The 18,718-nt window shown below is 44.7% G+C and carries 14 protein-coding genes; 10 read left to right on the top strand and 4 right to left on the bottom strand.

The window, feature by feature from the left end; translation table 11 throughout:
* The first annotated feature begins 423 nt into the window (after window positions 1-423).
* From Q0541_RS15815 to Q0541_RS15855, 9 genes are all read left to right on the top strand, one after another.
* Entirely contained in the window at window positions 424-2,475 is a 2,052-nt protein-coding gene (locus tag Q0541_RS15815) for a phosphodiester glycosidase family protein (protein ID WP_298911642.1), read from the top strand.
* 253 nt (window positions 2,476-2,728) lie between these two features.
* The gene (locus tag Q0541_RS15820) at window positions 2,729-3,148 is read left to right on the top strand and encodes a cupin domain-containing protein (protein WP_273763827.1); all 420 of its coding nucleotides are present in this window, start codon (window positions 2,729-2,731) and stop codon (window positions 3,146-3,148) included.
* Window positions 3,149-3,392: 244 nt separating this feature from the next.
* Window positions 3,393-3,719, top strand: coding sequence for an iron-sulfur cluster assembly accessory protein (locus tag Q0541_RS15825; RefSeq protein ID WP_298911643.1), 327 nt, complete (start codon window positions 3,393-3,395; stop codon window positions 3,717-3,719).
* Window positions 3,720-4,019: 300 nt separating this feature from the next.
* The gene (gene rpsL / locus Q0541_RS15830; protein ID WP_012410236.1) at window positions 4,020-4,403 is read left to right on the top strand and encodes a 30S ribosomal protein S12; all 384 of its coding nucleotides are present in this window, start codon (window positions 4,020-4,022) and stop codon (window positions 4,401-4,403) included.
* Window positions 4,404-4,957: 554 nt separating this feature from the next.
* Window positions 4,958-5,428, top strand: coding sequence for a 30S ribosomal protein S7 (gene rpsG / locus Q0541_RS15835; protein WP_273763823.1), 471 nt, complete (start codon window positions 4,958-4,960; stop codon window positions 5,426-5,428).
* 138 nt (window positions 5,429-5,566) lie between these two features.
* Entirely contained in the window at window positions 5,567-7,645 is a 2,079-nt protein-coding gene (gene fusA, locus Q0541_RS15840; protein WP_273763822.1) for an elongation factor G, read from the top strand.
* A gap of 23 nt (window positions 7,646-7,668) precedes the next feature.
* Window positions 7,669-8,898: an elongation factor Tu gene (tuf, locus tag Q0541_RS15845; protein WP_298911644.1), complete on the top strand. Its 1,230-nt coding sequence runs from the start codon at window positions 7,669-7,671 to the stop codon at window positions 8,896-8,898.
* Window positions 8,899-9,065: 167 nt separating this feature from the next.
* Window positions 9,066-9,383, top strand: coding sequence for a 30S ribosomal protein S10 (rpsJ, locus tag Q0541_RS15850; protein WP_008232935.1), 318 nt, complete (start codon window positions 9,066-9,068; stop codon window positions 9,381-9,383).
* 177 nt (window positions 9,384-9,560) lie between these two features.
* Window positions 9,561-10,208: an LON peptidase substrate-binding domain-containing protein gene (locus Q0541_RS15855; protein WP_298911685.1), complete on the top strand. Its 648-nt coding sequence runs from the start codon at window positions 9,561-9,563 to the stop codon at window positions 10,206-10,208.
* A gap of 41 nt (window positions 10,209-10,249) precedes the next feature.
* Here Q0541_RS15855 and pheA read toward each other — a convergent pair whose 3' ends face one another.
* The gene (pheA, locus tag Q0541_RS15860) at window positions 10,250-11,122 is read right to left on the bottom strand and encodes a prephenate dehydratase (RefSeq protein WP_298911687.1); all 873 of its coding nucleotides are present in this window, start codon (window positions 11,120-11,122) and stop codon (window positions 10,250-10,252) included.
* Between the two features lie 641 nt (window positions 11,123-11,763).
* Here pheA and Q0541_RS15865 point away from each other — a divergent pair.
* Window positions 11,764-12,351, top strand: coding sequence for a DUF1997 domain-containing protein (locus tag Q0541_RS15865; protein WP_298911689.1), 588 nt, complete (start codon window positions 11,764-11,766; stop codon window positions 12,349-12,351).
* A gap of 8 nt (window positions 12,352-12,359) precedes the next feature.
* On the opposite strand, the gene Q0541_RS15870 is transcribed toward Q0541_RS15865, so the two are convergent.
* The 3 genes from Q0541_RS15870 to Q0541_RS15880 all read right to left on the bottom strand — a co-directional run bounded on the left by Q0541_RS15870 (window position 12,360) and on the right by Q0541_RS15880 (window position 18,703).
* On the bottom strand, window positions 12,360-13,016 hold the full coding sequence (locus Q0541_RS15870) for a ribonuclease HII (protein ID WP_298911691.1): 657 nt from the start codon (window positions 13,014-13,016) through the stop codon (window positions 12,360-12,362).
* A gap of 8 nt (window positions 13,017-13,024) precedes the next feature.
* Window positions 13,025-15,136, bottom strand: a complete 2,112-nt coding sequence (locus tag Q0541_RS15875) for an Rne/Rng family ribonuclease (protein WP_298911693.1) — start codon at window positions 15,134-15,136, stop codon at window positions 13,025-13,027.
* Between the two features lie 849 nt (window positions 15,137-15,985).
* Window positions 15,986-18,703, bottom strand: coding sequence for a TIGR03960 family B12-binding radical SAM protein (locus Q0541_RS15880; protein WP_298911695.1), 2,718 nt, complete (start codon window positions 18,701-18,703; stop codon window positions 15,986-15,988).
* Window positions 18,704-18,718: the final 15 nt, after the last annotated feature.

Here is an 18,718-nt window from a genome sequence, read left to right on the forward strand (position 1 = left end):
ACTCATCCTGATCCGGCAATAAAATCAGCGTATTACAACAATATATATCCATTTGACAATTCCCAAATATTTTTGTTGTTGTCTGGAGTTTTGCTGCTTACCAGTTGCCACATATCTTACTATTAACTTGACCTTACTGAACTAGCAACACTAGCAACGTTCAGTGAGGATTGAATATCTTAATCCAGTTTTGATAACCAAGACTACCGTGTATAGTGTGGTTATAATTAGTGCTAGTTAAAACACTTGATTGCAGTGGCTTTGGCGTCTAAATTGTTTTTTGTCTAAAAGAGATAACTAGCCAATATATAGAATACCATGTTTTTTAAAAAATAAAATCATGTTTTTTTATAGTTCCAAATAATTAGTTAGTTTATACCTTGGGTGAGAGTTTTCAAAAGTACCTAGTAAATTATGGTAAAAATGCCGAATTGTTGGCAATCAGGGATTAGCGATGGCTCCGCCAACGCCAAGGGCGAACGCAGATTTTTCCGGGCTACTGTCTCACCAATACTTTTAACAGTACTGTGCTTAACTACTACCTGTGCTACCAACGCCCAGGAGTCCCCGAAAACCATCAAATTAATCCGCAGGTTAATCTCACAGTCACCTGCACCCCCTTTAACAGGTGTAGCATCCTCTGGTAATCAAATTTCCCTCAATGGTCGTACTTTACCAGGAACTTGGTTGCAGCGACCTGGAAAATCTGGTCAGATCATAACTCATCTCAGTGACGGGGCATTCAGGCAATTAATTGGAGTTAATTTCTTAAACACTAGTAATTCAGGTGGGCAACCAGTACAGTGGTTTTCGTCGGTGACAACGCCACTAGTTTTAGCCACCAAGCTACTAGGAGCATATCGCTATTTGGATATTACTAATTTTGCTCAAACATCTGGATGGCAAATCCAAGCCAATGGTAACATTTTGGTGATTGCGACTCCAAAGGCGCAAGTGACAAATATTGTTCAGAGTCAGCAATCTTCAGACACGAGTGTAAATCCTTTGCAACAAGTTCGCCTTCTTGTCGATTTAGATCGTCCAACTCCCTGGCAAGTTACACAAGGGTCAACTGTTAAAAAAATTCAACCTCCATCTTCTGATCCAGACACATTAATCCCCAAATCCACTGTACCGCCAAATCGAGAGTGGACAGTTACCCTGGATGGAATAGCCGATCCCGTTTTGATAGAACGCTATACCCCGCAGCCACCAGCACCAGCAATATTACTGCCAAACCTGCTCAAACAATTATCACCAGCTACACCAACACCAGCCCCTGAACCACTGATTCAACAAGTGGAGGTGGTGAAAAACCAAACCATTATTTCTCTGAGCGTTCCCTTTGGTTTATCGCCTCAAGTTAGTACTGTCGGTAGCCCCAATCGCCTGATTATCGATATTCGACCCGATCCTTTAGAAGAACGAGATATTACTTGGGCCCCAGGATTGCGCTGGCGACAGCATTATGTAAACTTAGGCACAGAACGCTTTCCGGTGGTCTGGTTAGAAGTTAATCCTCGTAAATTTGGGCTAACACTGAAACCTATGTGGGCTAGTCCTGATGGGCTTGCGGGTACTGCTCCCTTAATTCAAACAGCACAACGTTACTTAGCAGTAGCTGGAATTAATGGTGGTTATTTTAACCGCAATAACAGATTGCCATTGGGTGCGATTCGTCGGGATGGTCAGTGGTTATCAGGCCCCATTCTTAACCGAGGTGCGATCGCTTGGAATGATTCTGGCCAATTTTACTTCGGTCGTCTCACCTTGGAAGAAACTTTAATCACTGCAAGTGACCAGCGCTTACCAATTCTGTTTCTCAACAGCGGCTACGTCCAGAGCGGTATTGCTCGTTACACCCCAGCTTGGGGATCAACTTACACGCCCTTGACAGATAACGAAATTATCCTAGTGGTACAGAAAGACCAAATTATTCAACAGTTACCAGGCGGCAAAGTTGGTGAGACGGCGGTTCCGATTCCTCAGGATGGCTACATACTAATCTTACGCGCCAACGCTGTTACTGCTGCCTCACAGTTACCTATTGGAACCGGAGTAACTATTTCCAGCGCCACTACTCCCACTGATTTTAGTCGTTATCCCCACATTATCGGAGCCGGGCCGCTATTAGTCCAAAATCGTCAAATTGTCCTTGATGCCAAAGCCGAAAAATTCAGCAATGCCTTTATTGCCGAAAAGGCTATTCGTAGCGGTATTTGCACAACGGCAACAGGCACACTAATGATTACTGCCGTGCATAATCGTGCAGGCGGTTATGGCCCTAATTTGGCAGAACATGCCCAACTGATGCAACTGATGGGCTGTGTTGATGCCCTAAATTTAGACGGTGGTAGTTCAACCAGCCTTTACTTAGGAGGGCAACTACTCGACCGATCGCCTAGTACTGCTGCTCGTGTTCATAATGGAATTGGTATTTTCCTGAAACCACGATCATCAGGGAGTAGGGAATAGGGAAGTGAAATCTCTTAATCACCAATGTCCCATCCTTTTTTTAAAGTTTAGAACAAGCTATCATTTTGCTTGATGAAGACTTGGTGTAGATACAAGAGTTTTAGTAGTGATGATTTACACCATTACATCTGACTTTGCTATGTTTATCAAGGTGCGACAAAATTGCTGATTTCCAACGTTGCAACATAGCGCCAGATTTTTTATCAATAGTTAAGAGTACCGACGGTTTGTTATGTCTTCAAATGAGGTAACTATGGCTCGATATCAAGAAACTACACAGACTGACACTCTACACCTACCTTCAACTATCACTTCTAGAGGCGTTGCTGCAACTGAGTTACGTCCTTGGGGTGCTTTTACAGTTTTAGAAGAAGGGCGCGGATACAAAATCAAGCGCATCGAAGTTAAACCCGGACACCGCCTCAGTCTACAAATGCACCACCACCGCAGCGAACACTGGATTGTCGTATCTGGTACAGCTAGGGTAACTTGCGGTGAGCTAGAAGTACTACTGAGCAATAATGAGTCAACTTATGTACCCCAATGTACATCTCATCGTTTAGAGAACCCTGGCGTGATCCCCTTGGTGTTGATTGAAGTGCAAAATGGCGAATATTTGGGAGAGGATGACATTATTCGCTACCAAGATGACTATGCCCGTACTAAGGATTAAAATCAAAAGAATGTTATTAAAGCTCTAATTCCAAAACTGAATAGATTTTTGGGCAAACCGTCTTTGGTAGCTACTACACCCCAGATGTCCCTACCTAGTTAAGGTGGGGACTGAAGCATGTTGTGCTATAAATGTAGTAATAGCGATCGCGCTCATGCCTTCGGTAATTTGGAATTTTACAGAAGCCAGGCCCAACCCATCTATAAAATGAAGATGGGATATTCTATTGCAAAAAACGAGTTCCATGATTCATCTGAGTCAAGCCGCCGTGAGTGAGATTGGGCGAATAAAGTCCAAGCAGCAGCCAAATGTCTTGTTTCGATTGGCAGTAAAACCAGGTGGTTGTTCCGGGTTTTTTTATGATATGTCCTTCAATGAAGCAATAAAAGTTGGCGACCAGGTTTTCGACTTGGATGAGATTCAAGTGGTCATAGATAAAGCAAGCTTAAATTACCTCAACGGTTTGAGGGTGGATTATTCAGAAGACTTAATGGGTGGTGGTTTTCGCTTCCACAACCCTCAGGCGATCGCTACCTGTGGCTGTGGCAATTCCTTCTCCATAACTAGTTAACAAATAATTACTAATTCGTAATTTGTAATGACGCTTTCTAGGAAACCTTTTGCGTTCGCGGACTCGCTAGCGTAATTAAAGAATGGGTCAGAGTCTGAGACTTGGATCGAAGGTTGAAAAAGTTATGGTTGAGGTCTAAATCCCTATCCAGAACGTAATCACGAATTGTTCATAGTCGTTAATTAGTGATCATTTGCCAATAACAAAGGAAAAATCACAATTGACATAAAACCGGAAAAAACGATATAATCAGGATTTGTTAAAACTTAGACATATAAGCAGCTTTACGCGCTGTAACTCATGCCAACAATACAGCAGCTAATACGTAATGAGCGCGAACAAGCGCGTCAGAAAACCAAGTCCCCGGCTCTGAAGCAATGTCCCCAACGTCGGGGAGTTTGTACCAGGGTATACACGACTACACCAAAAAAGCCTAACTCAGCTCTACGCAAAGTAGCAAGAGTAAGACTTACCTCTGGATTTGAAGTTACAGCTTACATTCCAGGCATTGGTCACAACTTACAAGAACACTCAGTTGTGATGATTCGTGGCGGTCGGGTTAAGGACTTACCAGGCGTGAGATACCACATTATCCGTGGCACCCTAGATACAGCCGGAGTCAAAGACCGCAAGCAAGGCCGTTCCAAGTATGGAACCAAGCGTCCCAAAGAAGCGAAAAAATAAAATTAGGCGATTAATCGCATCCAACACGATTAATCGTCTAGCTTAGAAGCGCTGAAGGACAAAAAAACTATCAGGGTCTGTGTTCTAACAGCAGTTATGAAGGCTGGTAAAGTCTGTTTAAAAAAATCAAGCAAGCTACACCTACACTAAGCGAGCAAGTGTAGAAGTTCTGAGGAGAAGGCTGTAACTGACAGCATAATTCTCATCTGGACATTAAGGTTTACAATCTTGTCGCCTTGAGTATTTAGTTGCAGGTAGGAGGTCAAACAATTTTAGATTTGCGATTTGCGATTTTGGATTGGTCGAACCCACAAGGGGATAAGGCTTACAGACTCTTGATTTTTGATTTGTTCCGACCCTTGGGATCGGAACATATAGCGAAAACTTTTAATCCAAAATCAAAAATCAAAAATCAAAAATTGGCAGTAGAGAGGTCAACCTCGCTGCAACTGTCGAAAAAAATGAGGAAGTCTGAGGGTTGGGTTGCACCGCTTTTAGTTTCCGGTGTCTGATAGCATATAATTTCGTTGCCAATTCCGAATTAAAGGTGAAGTATGTCTCGTCGTGGTGTTATTCAAAGGCGCCCAGTTCCGTCTGACTCCGTATATAACAGTCGCCTTGTGAGCATGATTATCAGGCGGATCATGCGTCATGGCAAGAAATCACTTGCTGCACGGATTGTTTATGAAGCATTGAAAACTATTGAGGAACGCACTGGTAGCGCTGCCTTGGAAACCTTTGAAAGAGCAGTGCGAAATGCCACGCCTTTAGTAGAAGTAAAAGCTCGGCGAGTTGGCGGAGCAACCTACCAAGTACCAATGGAAGTGCGTTCAGAACGGGGCACTACCCTAGCGCTGCGTTGGTTAGTGCAATATTCCCGGTCTAGACCAGGCCGGACAATGGCAAGCAAACTGGCAAATGAGTTAATGGATGCTGCCAACGAAACTGGAAATGCGATTCGGAAACGAGAAGAAACGCACCGGATGGCGGAAGCTAACAAGGCATTTGCACACTATCGTTACTAAGTAGAAAAGCGATATATCGCCTTACCGAAGCGTTATATCGTGGATTTACAAAAAAAAGACGGTTTTCCCTAAAAGTATAGAATCTTAACAAAGAGTAATATACAAGATATCATGAGGCAAAAACTATAGGAGGTAGCTGTGGCACGCACGATCCCGCTAGAGAAAGTACGCAACATTGGTATTGCGGCGCATATAGATGCGGGCAAAACAACAACAACAGAGAGAATATTATTTTACTCTGGGATAATTCATAAAATTGGCGAAGTTCATGAAGGAACTGCCGTCACAGACTGGATGGAGCAGGAGCGGGAGCGGGGAATTACCATTACTGCGGCTGCTATCAGTACCAGTTGGAAAGATCATCAAATTAACATTATCGATACTCCGGGTCACGTAGACTTCACAATTGAAGTTGAGCGTTCCATGCGCGTGTTGGATGGTGTAATCGCAGTATTTTGTTCTGTGGGCGGCGTGCAACCGCAGTCCGAGACAGTGTGGCGTCAAGCAGAACGCTACAAAGTTCCTCGGATAGCCTTTATCAACAAGATGGATCGGACTGGAGCGAACTTTTATAAAGTTCACGAGCAAATCCGCGATCGCCTGCGGGCGAATGCGATCGCCATTCAACTACCAATCGGTAGTGAAAACGACTTCCAAGGTATCGTTGACCTAGTACGGCAACGTGCGTATATTTACGCCAATGACCAAGGAACCGATATCCAGGAAACCGATATCCCAGAAGAATTGCAAGCGCAGGTAGAAGAATACCGCACCAAGCTAATAGAAGCGGCGGCAGAAACCGATGATGCTCTGATGACTAAGTACTTCGATGGCGAAGAACTTACAGAACAGGAAGTTCGGACTGCCCTGCGTAAAGGAACAATTGCCGGGACAATTGTGCCAGTACTTTGCGGTTCAGCATTCAAAAACAAAGGCGTGCAGTTGATGCTGGATGCTGTTGTAGATTACCTGCCAGCACCAAGTGAAGTGCCTCCAATTCAAGGCTTACTGGCGAATGGCGATACTGTTGAGCGGCGGGCTGATGACAGCGAACCCCTAGCGGCTCTGGCATTCAAGATTATGGCTGACCCTTACGGTCGCCTCACATTTGTTCGCGTTTATTCTGGTGTTCTGAAAAAGGGCAGCTACGTCCTCAACGCTAGTAAGAATAAAAAAGAACGAATTTCCCGCTTAGTTCTAATGAAGGCAGATGATCGGCAAGATGTCGATGAACTGCGAGCGGGTGATTTGGGAGCAGCTCTTGGATTGAAAGACACCTTGACAGGTGACACAATCTGTGATGAAGGATCGCCAGTAATCCTGGAATCCTTATTCATTCCTGAGCCTGTGATCTCGGTGGCGGTTGAACCCAAAACCAAGAATGATATGGACAAACTGTCCAAGGCTCTGCAATCTCTCTCAGAAGAAGACCCCACCTTCCGTGTCCACGTCGATCCGGAAACAAACCAAACCGTGATCGCAGGGATGGGAGAACTCCACCTAGAAATTCTAGTAGACCGGATGTTACGAGAATTCAAAGTGGAAGCGAATGTCGGTGCGCCACAAGTAGCTTACCGCGAAACGATTCGGAAACGTGTCTCCAAAGTGGAAGGCAAGTTCATCCGTCAAAGTGGTGGTAAAGGTCAATACGGTCACGTTGTGATCGATTTGGAACCAGGAGAACCTGGTACTGGCTTTGAATTCGTCTCCAAAATTGTTGGTGGTACAGTACCGAAAGAGTATATTGGCCCCGCAGAACAAGGAATGAAAGAAAGCTGCGAATCTGGTGTCCTGGCTGGATATCCGTTGATTGACGTCAAAGCGACGCTAACTGATGGGTCATACCACGATGTAGACTCTTCGGAAATGGCTTTCAAAATCGCTGGCTCAATGGCGATGAAAGAGGCTGTGCTGAAAGCTTCACCCGTCCTGTTAGAGCCTATGATGAAAGTTGAGGTTGAAGTTCCTGAAGACTATATCGGGAACGTCATTGGCGACTTGATCTCCCGCCGAGGGCAGATTGAAAGCCAAAGCACTGAACAGGGACTTGCTAAGGTCGCATCCAAAGTTCCACTGGCGACCATGTTTGGCTACGCCACTGATATCCGGTCGAAGACGCAAGGTCGGGGTATCTTCACGATGGAGTTCAGCCACTACGAAGAGGTGCCTCGCAGCGTAGCTGAAACTATCATTGCTAAAAGCAAAGGGAACGCTTAGTTAAAATAAGGAAATGAGCATTCATGGCACGCGCAAAGTTTGAAAGGAATAAACCCCACATCAATATCGGTACCATTGGCCACGTTGACCACGGTAAAACCACGTTAACAGCAGCCATCACCCTGACCTTGGCAGCTCTTGGTCAGGCTGTAGCTAAAGGCTACGATCAAATCGATAACGCGCCAGAAGAAAAGGCACGCGGTATTACCATCAATACCGCCCACGTTGAGTATGAAACTGCTAATCGGCACTATGCTCACGTAGACTGCCCTGGACACGCTGACTATGTGAAGAACATGATCACCGGCGCTGCTCAGATGGATGGTGGCATCCTCGTAGTTGCTGCTACCGATGGTCCTATGCCTCAAACCCGCGAACACATCCTGTTGGCAAAACAGGTAGGCGTTCCCAGTCTGGTCGTCTTCTTGAATAAGGAAGACTTGATGGATGACCCAGAACTCTTAGAACTAGTGGAACTAGAACTGAGAGAATTGCTTACCAGCTACGATTTCCCTGGCGATGATATCCCGATTATCAAAGGATCTGGTCTGCAAGCTCTTGAAGCAATGACCAAGAATCCCAAGACCAAACGGGGTGAAAATGAATGGGTAGACAAAATCTACGAATTGATGGATGCTGTAGATTCTTTTATTCCCACCCCTGAGCGGGATGTGGATAAACCCTTCCTGATGGCTGTAGAAGACGTATTCTCCATCACAGGTCGTGGTACTGTCGCCACCGGTCGGATTGAGCGGGGTATTGTCAAAGTCGGCGATAACGTTGAACTAGTGGGTATTAGAGATACTCGTGCCACTACCGTAACTGGTATTGAAATGTTCAAGAAGAGTCTTGACCAAGGGATGGCTGGAGATAACGCCGGCGTACTACTCCGGGGTATCCAAAAGGCTGATATTGAACGAGGTATGGTCATCGCCAAACCAGGTTCAATTAAACCTCACCTTCAATTTGAAGGTGAAGTGTACGTCCTAACTGAAAAAGAAGGTGGTCGCAAGACTCCATTTTTTGCTGGCTACCGTCCCCAGTTCTACGTGCGGACAACGGATGTAACCGGCACGATTAGAGCCTTCACTGCTGATGATGGCACTGAGGTGGAAATGGTGATGCCAGGCGATCGCATTAAGGTGACAGTAGAATTGATCAACGCGATCGCTATTGAACAAGGAATGCGCTTCGCTATCCGCGAAGGTGGGCGCACCATCGGTGCTGGTGTCGTCTCCAAAATTCTGAAGTAGCACCTTTTCGCTCATAACAAAGGAGCAGAGATGGTATAATGCCTCTCTGCTCTTTTCTCTTCCCTCTTATAAATAAGGTAATAGGTTACAGACGACAGGTGATAGTTTTCTGTAACCTTTACCCTGCAACTACATCCCCTAATTACGCAGAACCTGGACAATTAAAGATGGCAACTCTACAGCAGCAGAAGATTAGAATTCGCTTACAGGCTTTTGACCGACGCTTATTGGATACATCTTGCGAGAAGATTGTAGACACAGCTAACCGCACCAATGCTACAGCCATAGGCCCAATTCCTTTACCAACAAAACGCCGGATCTATTGTGTGCTGCGATCGCCTCACGTAGATAAAGATTCACGAGAACACTTTGAAACCCGTACTCATCGCCGGATTATTGACATTTACCAGCCCTCTTCTAAGACTATTGATGCCCTGATGAAATTGGATCTACCATCGGGTGTAGATATCGAAGTCAAACTTTAATTAGTCATTAGTCATTAGTACTCAGACAAATGATATTAGTATGAATATTTACATAGCCCTGAAGAAATATATCTCAGGGCTTTTATTTAGCTAGGAAACAAATGATAGAATGTAGACAAAGAACGGGAAAAGCAGAGAAAAATAAATTTTAAAGATTAAGTTTATACCAAGGTAACAATGACATCATCTTCTAAAATTGCAGTTCGCGAACTACCTCTGTTCCCGTTACCTGAAGTAGTTCTGTTTCCTACCAGACCATTGCCTCTGCACATCTTTGAATTTCGCTACCGAATCATGATGAACACGATTTTGGAAAGCGATCGCAGGTTCGGTGTTTTAATGGTTGATCCAGTCAAAGGTACAATTGCAAACACTGGTTGCTGTGCGGAAATCGTTCATCATCAACGGCTACCAGATGACCGAATCAAGATGTTGACTTTAGGGCAGCAAAGATTTCGTGTATTAGAGTATGTTCGTGAAAAGCCATACCGCGTTGGCTTAGTTGAGTGGATTGAAGACCAACCACCAATTAAAGATTTGCGTCCTTTGTCAACTGAAGTAGAACAACTACTGCGAGATGTTGTGCGTCTATCAGCCAAATTAACCGAACAAAATATCGAACTGCCAGAAGATTTGCCTGACCTACCAACAGAGTTATCTTATTGGGTAGCCGGCAACCTTTATGGTGTCGCCGCAGAGCAGCAGTTATTGCTAGAAATGCAAGATACTGCAACTCGTTTAGAGCGGGAAGCAGAAATTTTAACCTCTACTCGGAATCACTTGGCAGCTCGCGCTGTTCTCAAAGACACATTTAATGAAAAGTGATGAGTAATCCTCAGTCAAAACTTGTGGCAAATGACAAATGATTAAAGAGCGCTGATCGGCAAAACATTGTAAGCGCCAAGAATTTTTAAAATCTCTGTGTGGATAGTTAATTCTGCTAAAGCAGATTGCATTTGTGCTTCTTTGGCATCCGCTTCTAGATCCATGAAAAACAAGTATTCGCCTAGCGATCGCTTCGTCGGACGAGATTCAATCCGGCTGAGGTTAATCCCTAACTGAGCAAAAATTTGCAAAGGTTTGACCAATGCTCCGGGTGTGTTGGCAGGCATACTAAAAGCCAGCGATGTGTGACTGGCAGGTGTTGTTGATGCCTGATATCCAGCGTCCGCTTCACCCTGACTTACTACCCAAAAACGAGTAAAGTTTTCTGGATAGTCGTTGATGTTACTGGCAAGTATGGGCAGGTTGTAGAGTTGAGCTGCTCTACTAGAGGCGATCGCTGCCGTTGTTGTCTCTTGCTCCAATCCCTGTAGCGCTTCGCTTGTGGAATTGCTGGGAATAATTTGTACAGTCGGAAGAAACCGCTCTAACCATCCCTGGCATTGTGCCAAAGCTTGTGGGTGAGAGTAAACAGTTTTAATCCTATCTAAGCTAGACGCGCAAGAAATTAACATATGGGCAATCGGTAATACCAAAGCCAACTGAATTTGCAAACTGTCCAACTGCCATAGTGTATCCAGTGTTGTGGTAACACTCCCTTCAATAGAATTTTCCACTGGCACAACAGCCAACTGGGCTTGAGAGTTAGCAACGGCGTGCAGTGACTGCGAGATGGTGGGATAGGGGCATAACGTAGCTTCAATTCCCGTACTTTTGCTCAACCAGTTGACATAAAGAACAGATGCCTGTTCTGCGTAAGTGCCGGGAGGCCCTAAATGTGCGATCAATAAAGTCATGCCTTTAGCCTTGAGTTGTGAGTTTAATGTGTAAACAGAGATTATGATATTTTGGGTTTGGCAAATATATCCAATATTTACTCTTAGTGAACACTGTTATCTCTAAAATTTACGCACTGAACGAATAGACCTAAATATGTATTCAGGAAAATAAGTTATGGAAATCAGCCTTCTAGCAGATAAATTTCCTGAGAGTTTTTTGCTAAATTCCTCTGAAGATTTAAAAGCAATTATATTGGTTTCTGACCAAATAGCAATGCATATTATTGATTTTGTGTCAATCATTAAATCCTAATATTAGCCCTTTCAAGCTGAGTAAAAATTTTGGTTAAAAAATTCCTCTTTAATCTCTTAACTCTGTGTTTTCTGCGTATCAAGAGTTAAATAAATTACTTTTAACTTGCTCTAGACACAGAGGTGTCAGAGAAAAAAATAGATTTTAGGAGTCAGCTTGAAAGGGCTAATCCTAATCTATATTTCTTGAACTAAAGATAGTAATGAGCGTAGCAACTTTTTGCTAATAATGTATAGCTGATAAGCAACAATCATTTTTACGCTCAATAAATTTTGTATTTTTATAATAATCAGAACTAATTTATTAAAAAATATTAAAATTAAGAAACAGATATTTTTATCCGCTCATGGCTACCCGGTTTACTGCCTCCCAATCGGTTGAAATCGCTGTTCCAGAGCAGCCTATTCCCATTCAGCACTACTTGCGTCAGCCTCAACGTTTAGTTAAGGCTTTGGCTGACAACACCCGCATTGAGCAGCTTTCTGAGGAAGTATTTCGCTTGAAAATGCGTCCGCTAACTTTTATGTCATTAAGTATTCAACCAACTGTAGACATGAGAGTCTGGGCAGAATCAAATGGAATAATTTATTTGCGATCGCTAGGCTGTGAAATCCTGGGTTTCGAGTATATTAACCAGCGCTTTACTCTCAATTTAAAAGGGTATTTATCTCCCAAAGAGTTTAGCACTGGCACTCGCCTGCAAGGAAGAGCTGATTTAGAAGTGCTGGTAGATTTGCCACCGCCATTTTCCTTCACTCCTAAGCCGATTTTAGAAGCTACTGGCAATGGTTTGCTCAAAAGCGTGCTGTTATCGGTCAAGCAACGGTTATTAAATCAACTTTTGGCGGATTATCGCTACTGGGTGATATCACAAACCAAAGATAGAGGACTTGACGGTGACAGTACTGAATTGCCAATCCTGAATGCTGAGTAATGATTTAATCACTCAACACTCGGTACTTTGATTTGGCAAGGACGAAAAGACTGACGATGTAGAGGCGATGACCCATATTGTTGCAAAGCCAGCAAATGCCGCTGGCTACCATAACCCTTGTTACACTCCAGGTTGTACATAGGGTATTTTAATGCTAGACGCATTACCAACTCGTCACGCCAAACCTTAGCGACAATACTAGCAGAGGCAATAGTGAGCGATCGCTCGTCTCCTTTAACTATTGTTTGTTGCGGCAATAGGAAGTCTTTTATTAACTGATTGCCATCAACCAGGCAGAGTGCAGGCTGTACCTTTAACTTCAACACAGCCCGCTTCATTGCTAACAGCGTTGCTTGCAAAATATTTATCTTGTCAATTTCAGCAGTAGAAGCAAACCCAATTTTCCAGTCTATAGCCAGCCTACAAATTTGCTGTGCTAGCTGAGTTCTCCGAGAACTAGACAACTTTTTACTGTCTTTAATTTTAGCTGCCATTAGTATTGGCAAAGCATGATCTGGTAGGATCACTGCTGCCGCCACTACAGGGCCAAATAGAGCACCTCGCCCGACTTCATCCACACCTGCAACCAACCCTGGAATCCCTGAAAAGGTAGAAAACTCTAGCCAACTGGATTGTTCCAAGGGCGTTGGCGACGTTTCTACCATAAAGCAAATTAATTATCCTCGATCGCTGAGGAACGACGGCGGCGGCGACGGCTGGCAGTGGCGGCGCTGTTCGCATCACTTTCATCTACGATCTCGTTGGCGGCGGAGGCTTTCGCAGACAAGCGATCCGTTGGGTTCGCAGTCAACTCCGATGGTTCAGTTGTCTCTTCTATCAAAGATTTTTGTTCTGGCTCAATAACTTTTGGTGTCGGTATCTTGCTTGCGGTTACTTCAGGTGTTGCTTTTTGGGCAGTAGTTGATTCTGAAGTTGATTCAGTTGGCGTCGTTGGCAGTTGACCAGGCTGAATCACATTAATAATCACAGACTTGGTATTTTTAACTTCTTGCTCTAACTTCACCAAAGGAGAGATTCCCATCAAGGCAAACATATCTTGTTCTGGGAGGCTCATTTCTACAGTTCTAATCTCCGGTGGTTCTACCACTGGTTTAACTGGTTCTGCCTTGATAATTTTAGTGCGCTCTACTCTTTCACTCCAACCTGGTTTACCAAGGGTGGGTAAGGGGATCTCTGGTGCAATTCCTAGTTCTGGTTCGACATCAAGGTCTAAGTCTGGCTCGTTGACAAAAGCCAGTGGATTGGCAATAACCCGAGCTTCATCTTTCCCGTTTAACCCATTGATGCCAATTCGACTGCGGCGAGTGCGGGTACGACGCTTATTATCATTAAGTTCTTGATAACTAGGATGATTGATCAGATTTAGGTTACTTAATTCCGAGTCACCCTCAAATGCTTCCCCAAATCCATCATAGGTTTCTCGTGGTTCTGGGATACGGGCAGATGGCTGACGTGGTTCTCTGTGAGGCAGGGATACAAAACGCTCACGCTCTGGTGTTTCTGCTGGTATTGGCAATCGGTTTTCGATTTCTCCAGGCAGACGCACAGTATGTCCTAAACCGCCGCAGGTGGGACAAGTTTCACCAAACAATTCGTAAATATTTTGACCCTGACGCTTGCGGGTCAGTTCTACCAAACCCAGTTCGGTGAGTTGGGCAATCTGGGGACGAGCTTTGTCTGCTTTGAGTGCTTTATTAAAGTGTTCGAGAACTTGCAGTTGATCACGTCGCGATTCCATATCAATAAAATCAACAACGATCACCCCAGCGATATTCCGCAGACGCAACTGGCGAGCAATTTCTGTTGCAGCTTCACAGTTTGTCCACAAAACTGTTTCTCTAGCTGTTGCCGATCGCGTAAAGGAACCTGAGTTAACATCGATTACGGTTAATGCCTCCGTCGGCTCGATAACGACGTAACCTCCAGAAGGTAGGTCTACTCTCGGTTTAAGGGCTTCTCTAATCGCAGCACTGATCCGGAAGTACTCTAAAATTGGGGAGCGATCGCGATGATGGTCAATCAACAATCCTTGCGGTGTTTGACCTCCACTCCAGTTCTGCAAGTACTGCTTTACACGCTTTAAACCAGTACTAGAATCTACAACAATCCGATTTACATCCGCGCCGTACATATCCCGCAATACGCGCTGGATAAAGTCATCGTCCCGATTGAGCAGTGCTGGAGGCCGGGTGGAATGCGCTTCCTGCTGGATAGCCTCCCATTGCTTTTGCAGCACCTCCAAATCTTCCATAATCGCTTCTTCTGGTTTGCCTTCGGCTTCTGTACGCACGAGCAAACCCATTCCCGCTGGTTTGACCAAAATTGCCAGTGCCCGCAAGCGGTTGCGTTCACTTTCACTTTTTATCCGTCGGGATAAATTTACGCCCCTACCATAGGGCATTAGTACTACATAGCGTCCAGGTAAGGTGATATTACCCGTCAGCCTGGGCCCTTTTGTCCCTGTTGGCTCTTTCATTACTTGCACCAAAACTTTCTGCTGTGGTGTAAGTAGTTCTGTAATTGCCGCAGCGGTACGCTTTAGCTTCAATGGTCCTAAGTCGGTGACGTGAATAAAACCGTTGCGCTCTGGGTCACCAATATTGACAAAAGCCGCATCTATCCCAGGTAATACATTTTCTACTACTCCTAAGTAGATATCACCTATTTGGTGATGACCGGTAGCAACAACGAGTTCCTGTATTTGATCTTCAGAAAAGACAGCAGCAATTTGGTGCTGCTCCGCGATGATAATTTGTTTTGGCATTCAATTTCCTCAAAAATCGGCAGCACCAATAGGTCTGGAGGTTTGTTATACCTTTGTTGCCCCTGCAACCCTCAAAAGGCGCTACTGGTAATAAAAATCGTAAACCTGATGTTCTAAGTTAAATAGCTATTGGCGCTCTTAAGAGCGTTTTCACGGCGGATTATTCCAGAACGGCTGCATGTTTAAGCAATTAAATCAACTGTCCGTGGTTGATTTGTGATGCAATACCCTCAATAAAGAGAGTTCTGAGTTGAAAGTTCTGAATCCTGAGTGAGTTTTTAACTCAGGAAGCTTCATTTGAGAGTAACCTACTGAAGTCGTTAACAAAAAGAAACTATTTCTATTTTCCATTCCCCGGATTTATCCTTAGGGTTATATTTAGCAACGTCAGCTGCTACCTTACCTTAAGCCGTGCTTTGCGCGTCTGTGAAAATCTGCAAATCCGCATAACCGACGGCAGTTGCTTACCCTACGAGAACGCCAAGGGCGAACAACTCTAGAAGAGTAACCACTGGCTCTTGGGCACTACTGTGGATTAGACATTCAGTAGTTGTTTAAAAAGCATGGATTTAGAGAAGCTAACCGAGCCTGCTGTTAGTTACTGATTCACAAGGTAGCTGTAGAAAGAGTGTGTATTCTTTAATCTGCCTCAGTTTGTCTGGGATAAAATCCTAGAAGTTGCACTCTAATATCTTTGCTTTCGCCCCCTGAACACCAGGGTAATGAACCAGCTAATTCAATGCAGCGCCAGAAAATTTCTCTTCACCCCATTCTAACGCAACCTTACTAAAAATCAATTCCGAGGATGTGCCATGTTAGGACAACTACTAGCAAGCTGCCCTACAGGGATTATACCCTTAAAATTAGCCGATTGCGGTGGATGTGCAGGAGTTGAAATTCTCCACTAGCCACTATCCCTAGCATAAACAGGATTTGTTCAGGACGCAATAGAAAACCATCTTGGCGATAGCTACCTAGATAACGGATAACAGATATAGATTCTGCAATGCAATTGTAGTTTTCTACTAATTCCAGTTCAAATAAGCGAGCGCGCAGATTTATTAACTGGCTCTTGCCTGACTTAGTTGTATGCTCGTACCAGAGCGTGTCTTTTGCTTTGATGGTATCAATCCATTCTTGCCATTGTATAGGTGTTGTTTTTTCAAGTGCTGCTACGGTAATTAAATATTCTGCGGTCTCTAGCAGTTGGGTAGCTGCCGGAGTTTTTAAATCTATCTGCGCCACATTATATATAGGTATGTCTGTGGGCATTTCCCGAACTAACTGTTCTCGAAAACTATCAACTGCCACTGGCACAGTTAACTCAAAATCCGCAATTTCACCACTACTAGTAGCCCCTAGAGCCAAAGCAGTTGCTAGAGAAATTCGCGGCATTGGATGAAACCCACCGGTGAAAGCAATTGGCAAGCCTGCTCGCCGCACAACTCGGTCAAACAAACGGATTAAATCCAGGTGGCTTACCAGAGCCATATTACCCTGTTTCCCAAACCAAACTCGCAGTCGTTGTGCCTTAGTTGTGTTGGGGACAAACTCGCCAGCGAATTTCGGGATAGCAGGTGGTTTAATCACGACGTTATGCCCAAAGTCGGTGCCACAGACGCCACAGTGAGAACAACCTTCAAAAGAGCAGTCAGGTACAATTGCAGCTTCTAAGGCGCGTTGCAAGTCTTCTTTGAGCCACTTTTTGTCAATCCCGGTATCAATATGATCCCAAGGCAGGGGAGTATCGAGGGAGTGGGTAGAGACGCGATTAATCGCGTCTGTACTTGGGAGAGACGCGATTAATTGCGTTTGTACAGGAGTTAGGAATTGGGTATTTTCCGCATGTTTTGATCTCTTCTGATCTTGTGCGGGAAACAAATTCCATTCGCCATTTTCTACTTGGCGGTATTTCCAATCTAGACCGGCTTGGGCGATCGCATCTCCCCAAGCGCTAAAAGCCTGATCTAAATTTTCATACCAGGAATCCATCCCTGCACCCAATTCCCAGGCACGGCGCACTACTTTGCCCAAACTGCGATCGCCTCGTCCCACAAAATCTTCCATTGCGGAAATGCGGACATCGGTAAAATTTACCTTCATTCCCTTTATCCGCCGGAATTCTTGCCGCAGCAGGTTTTGTTTTCGCTTAAATTCAGCGGTAGAAACTGAGTGCCATTGGAATGGTGTATGGGGCTTGGGCGTAAAGTTAGAAATCGTCAGGTTAAAGTTTAGAGGTTTTCTGCCCTTGCCCCGACATTCTCGCTGTAGCCAGCTTACTGTTTCCGCAATGCCCAAAACGTCAGCATCCGTCTCACCCGGTAAGCCAATCATAAAATACAACTTGATTTTATCCCAGCCTTGCTCCCAAGCCGTTTTCACCCCCCGCAACAGTTCTTCATTTGTCAAACCCTTATTTACAATGTCTCGCATCCGCTGAGTTCCAGCTTCTGGAGCAAAAGTCAGTCCACCTTGCCGCGTACCTCCAAGGATGTTGGCAATATTCTCATCAAATCTGTCTACCCGTTGGCTTGGTAGAGTCAGAGAAATGTTTTCATTTTTTAAGCGATTTTTGATTTCCATCCCTACTGCTGGTAGGGACAAATAATCAGAACAACTCAGAGATAGTAGGGAAAACTCATTGTAACCAGTTGCCCGCATCCCCTGTTCAATCGCTTCTACCACCTTATCGGGTTCTACATCCCGTGCTGGTCGAGTTAGCATTCCTGGTTGACAGAAGCGACAGCCACGAGTGCAACCACGCCGAATCTCAATGCTCAAGCGGTCATGCACCGTTTCTACGTAGGGAACTAATCCAATGGAATATGCTGGTATGGGAGTTGCAACCCGTCGCAAAATTCGTTTTGGCACGTCCGGCCGACGAGGATGAACCGAGCCATCCTCTGCCATGTCATAAAACTGAGGGACATATACGCCTGGTATCTGTGCCAAATCCAGTAACAGATGTTCCCGACTCAATCCTGCTTGTTTGCCTTCTTCTAACACCAAACCAATTTCTGGCAGTAGTTCTTCTCCATCTCCAAGGGCGAAAAAGTCGAAGAAGTCAGCGTAAGGCTCAGGATTCGATGTCGCTGTTTGTCCACCAGCAAAAATCAACGGAAATGGAGACTGGAGATTAGTAAATTCTCCTCTGTTCCCCTGCCTCTCTCGCCACGTCAAGGGAATTCCAGCCAAATCCAACATTTCTAAGATATTAGTTGCACCCAGTTCGTAACTGAGGCTAAAGCCTAAAATGTCGAATTCTGTGAGCGATCGCTTTGACTCTACCGCAAACAATGGCGTATTAGTTTCGCGTAGTTTGGCTGCCAGGTCTTGTCCTGGGAGGTAGGCGCGATCGCACAATTGACGCGGTTGGGCATTCAAGATGTTGTATAGGATAATGTGCCCTAAATTGGATGCACCGACTTCATAGACTTCTGGGTAGGTTAAAACCCAGCGTATTGCTGTCGTATCCCAAGCTTTGTGTACTGCTAAACGCTCATTACCCAGGTAACGCCCAGGTTTTAAAATATCCGATGTTATTAATTTTTCAACTGCAACAGCCACTGTGCTATCTTCTAG

The organism is uncultured Nostoc sp., from assembly GCF_937863485.1.
Classification (GTDB): Bacteria; Cyanobacteriota; Cyanobacteriia; order Cyanobacteriales; family Nostocaceae; genus Nostoc.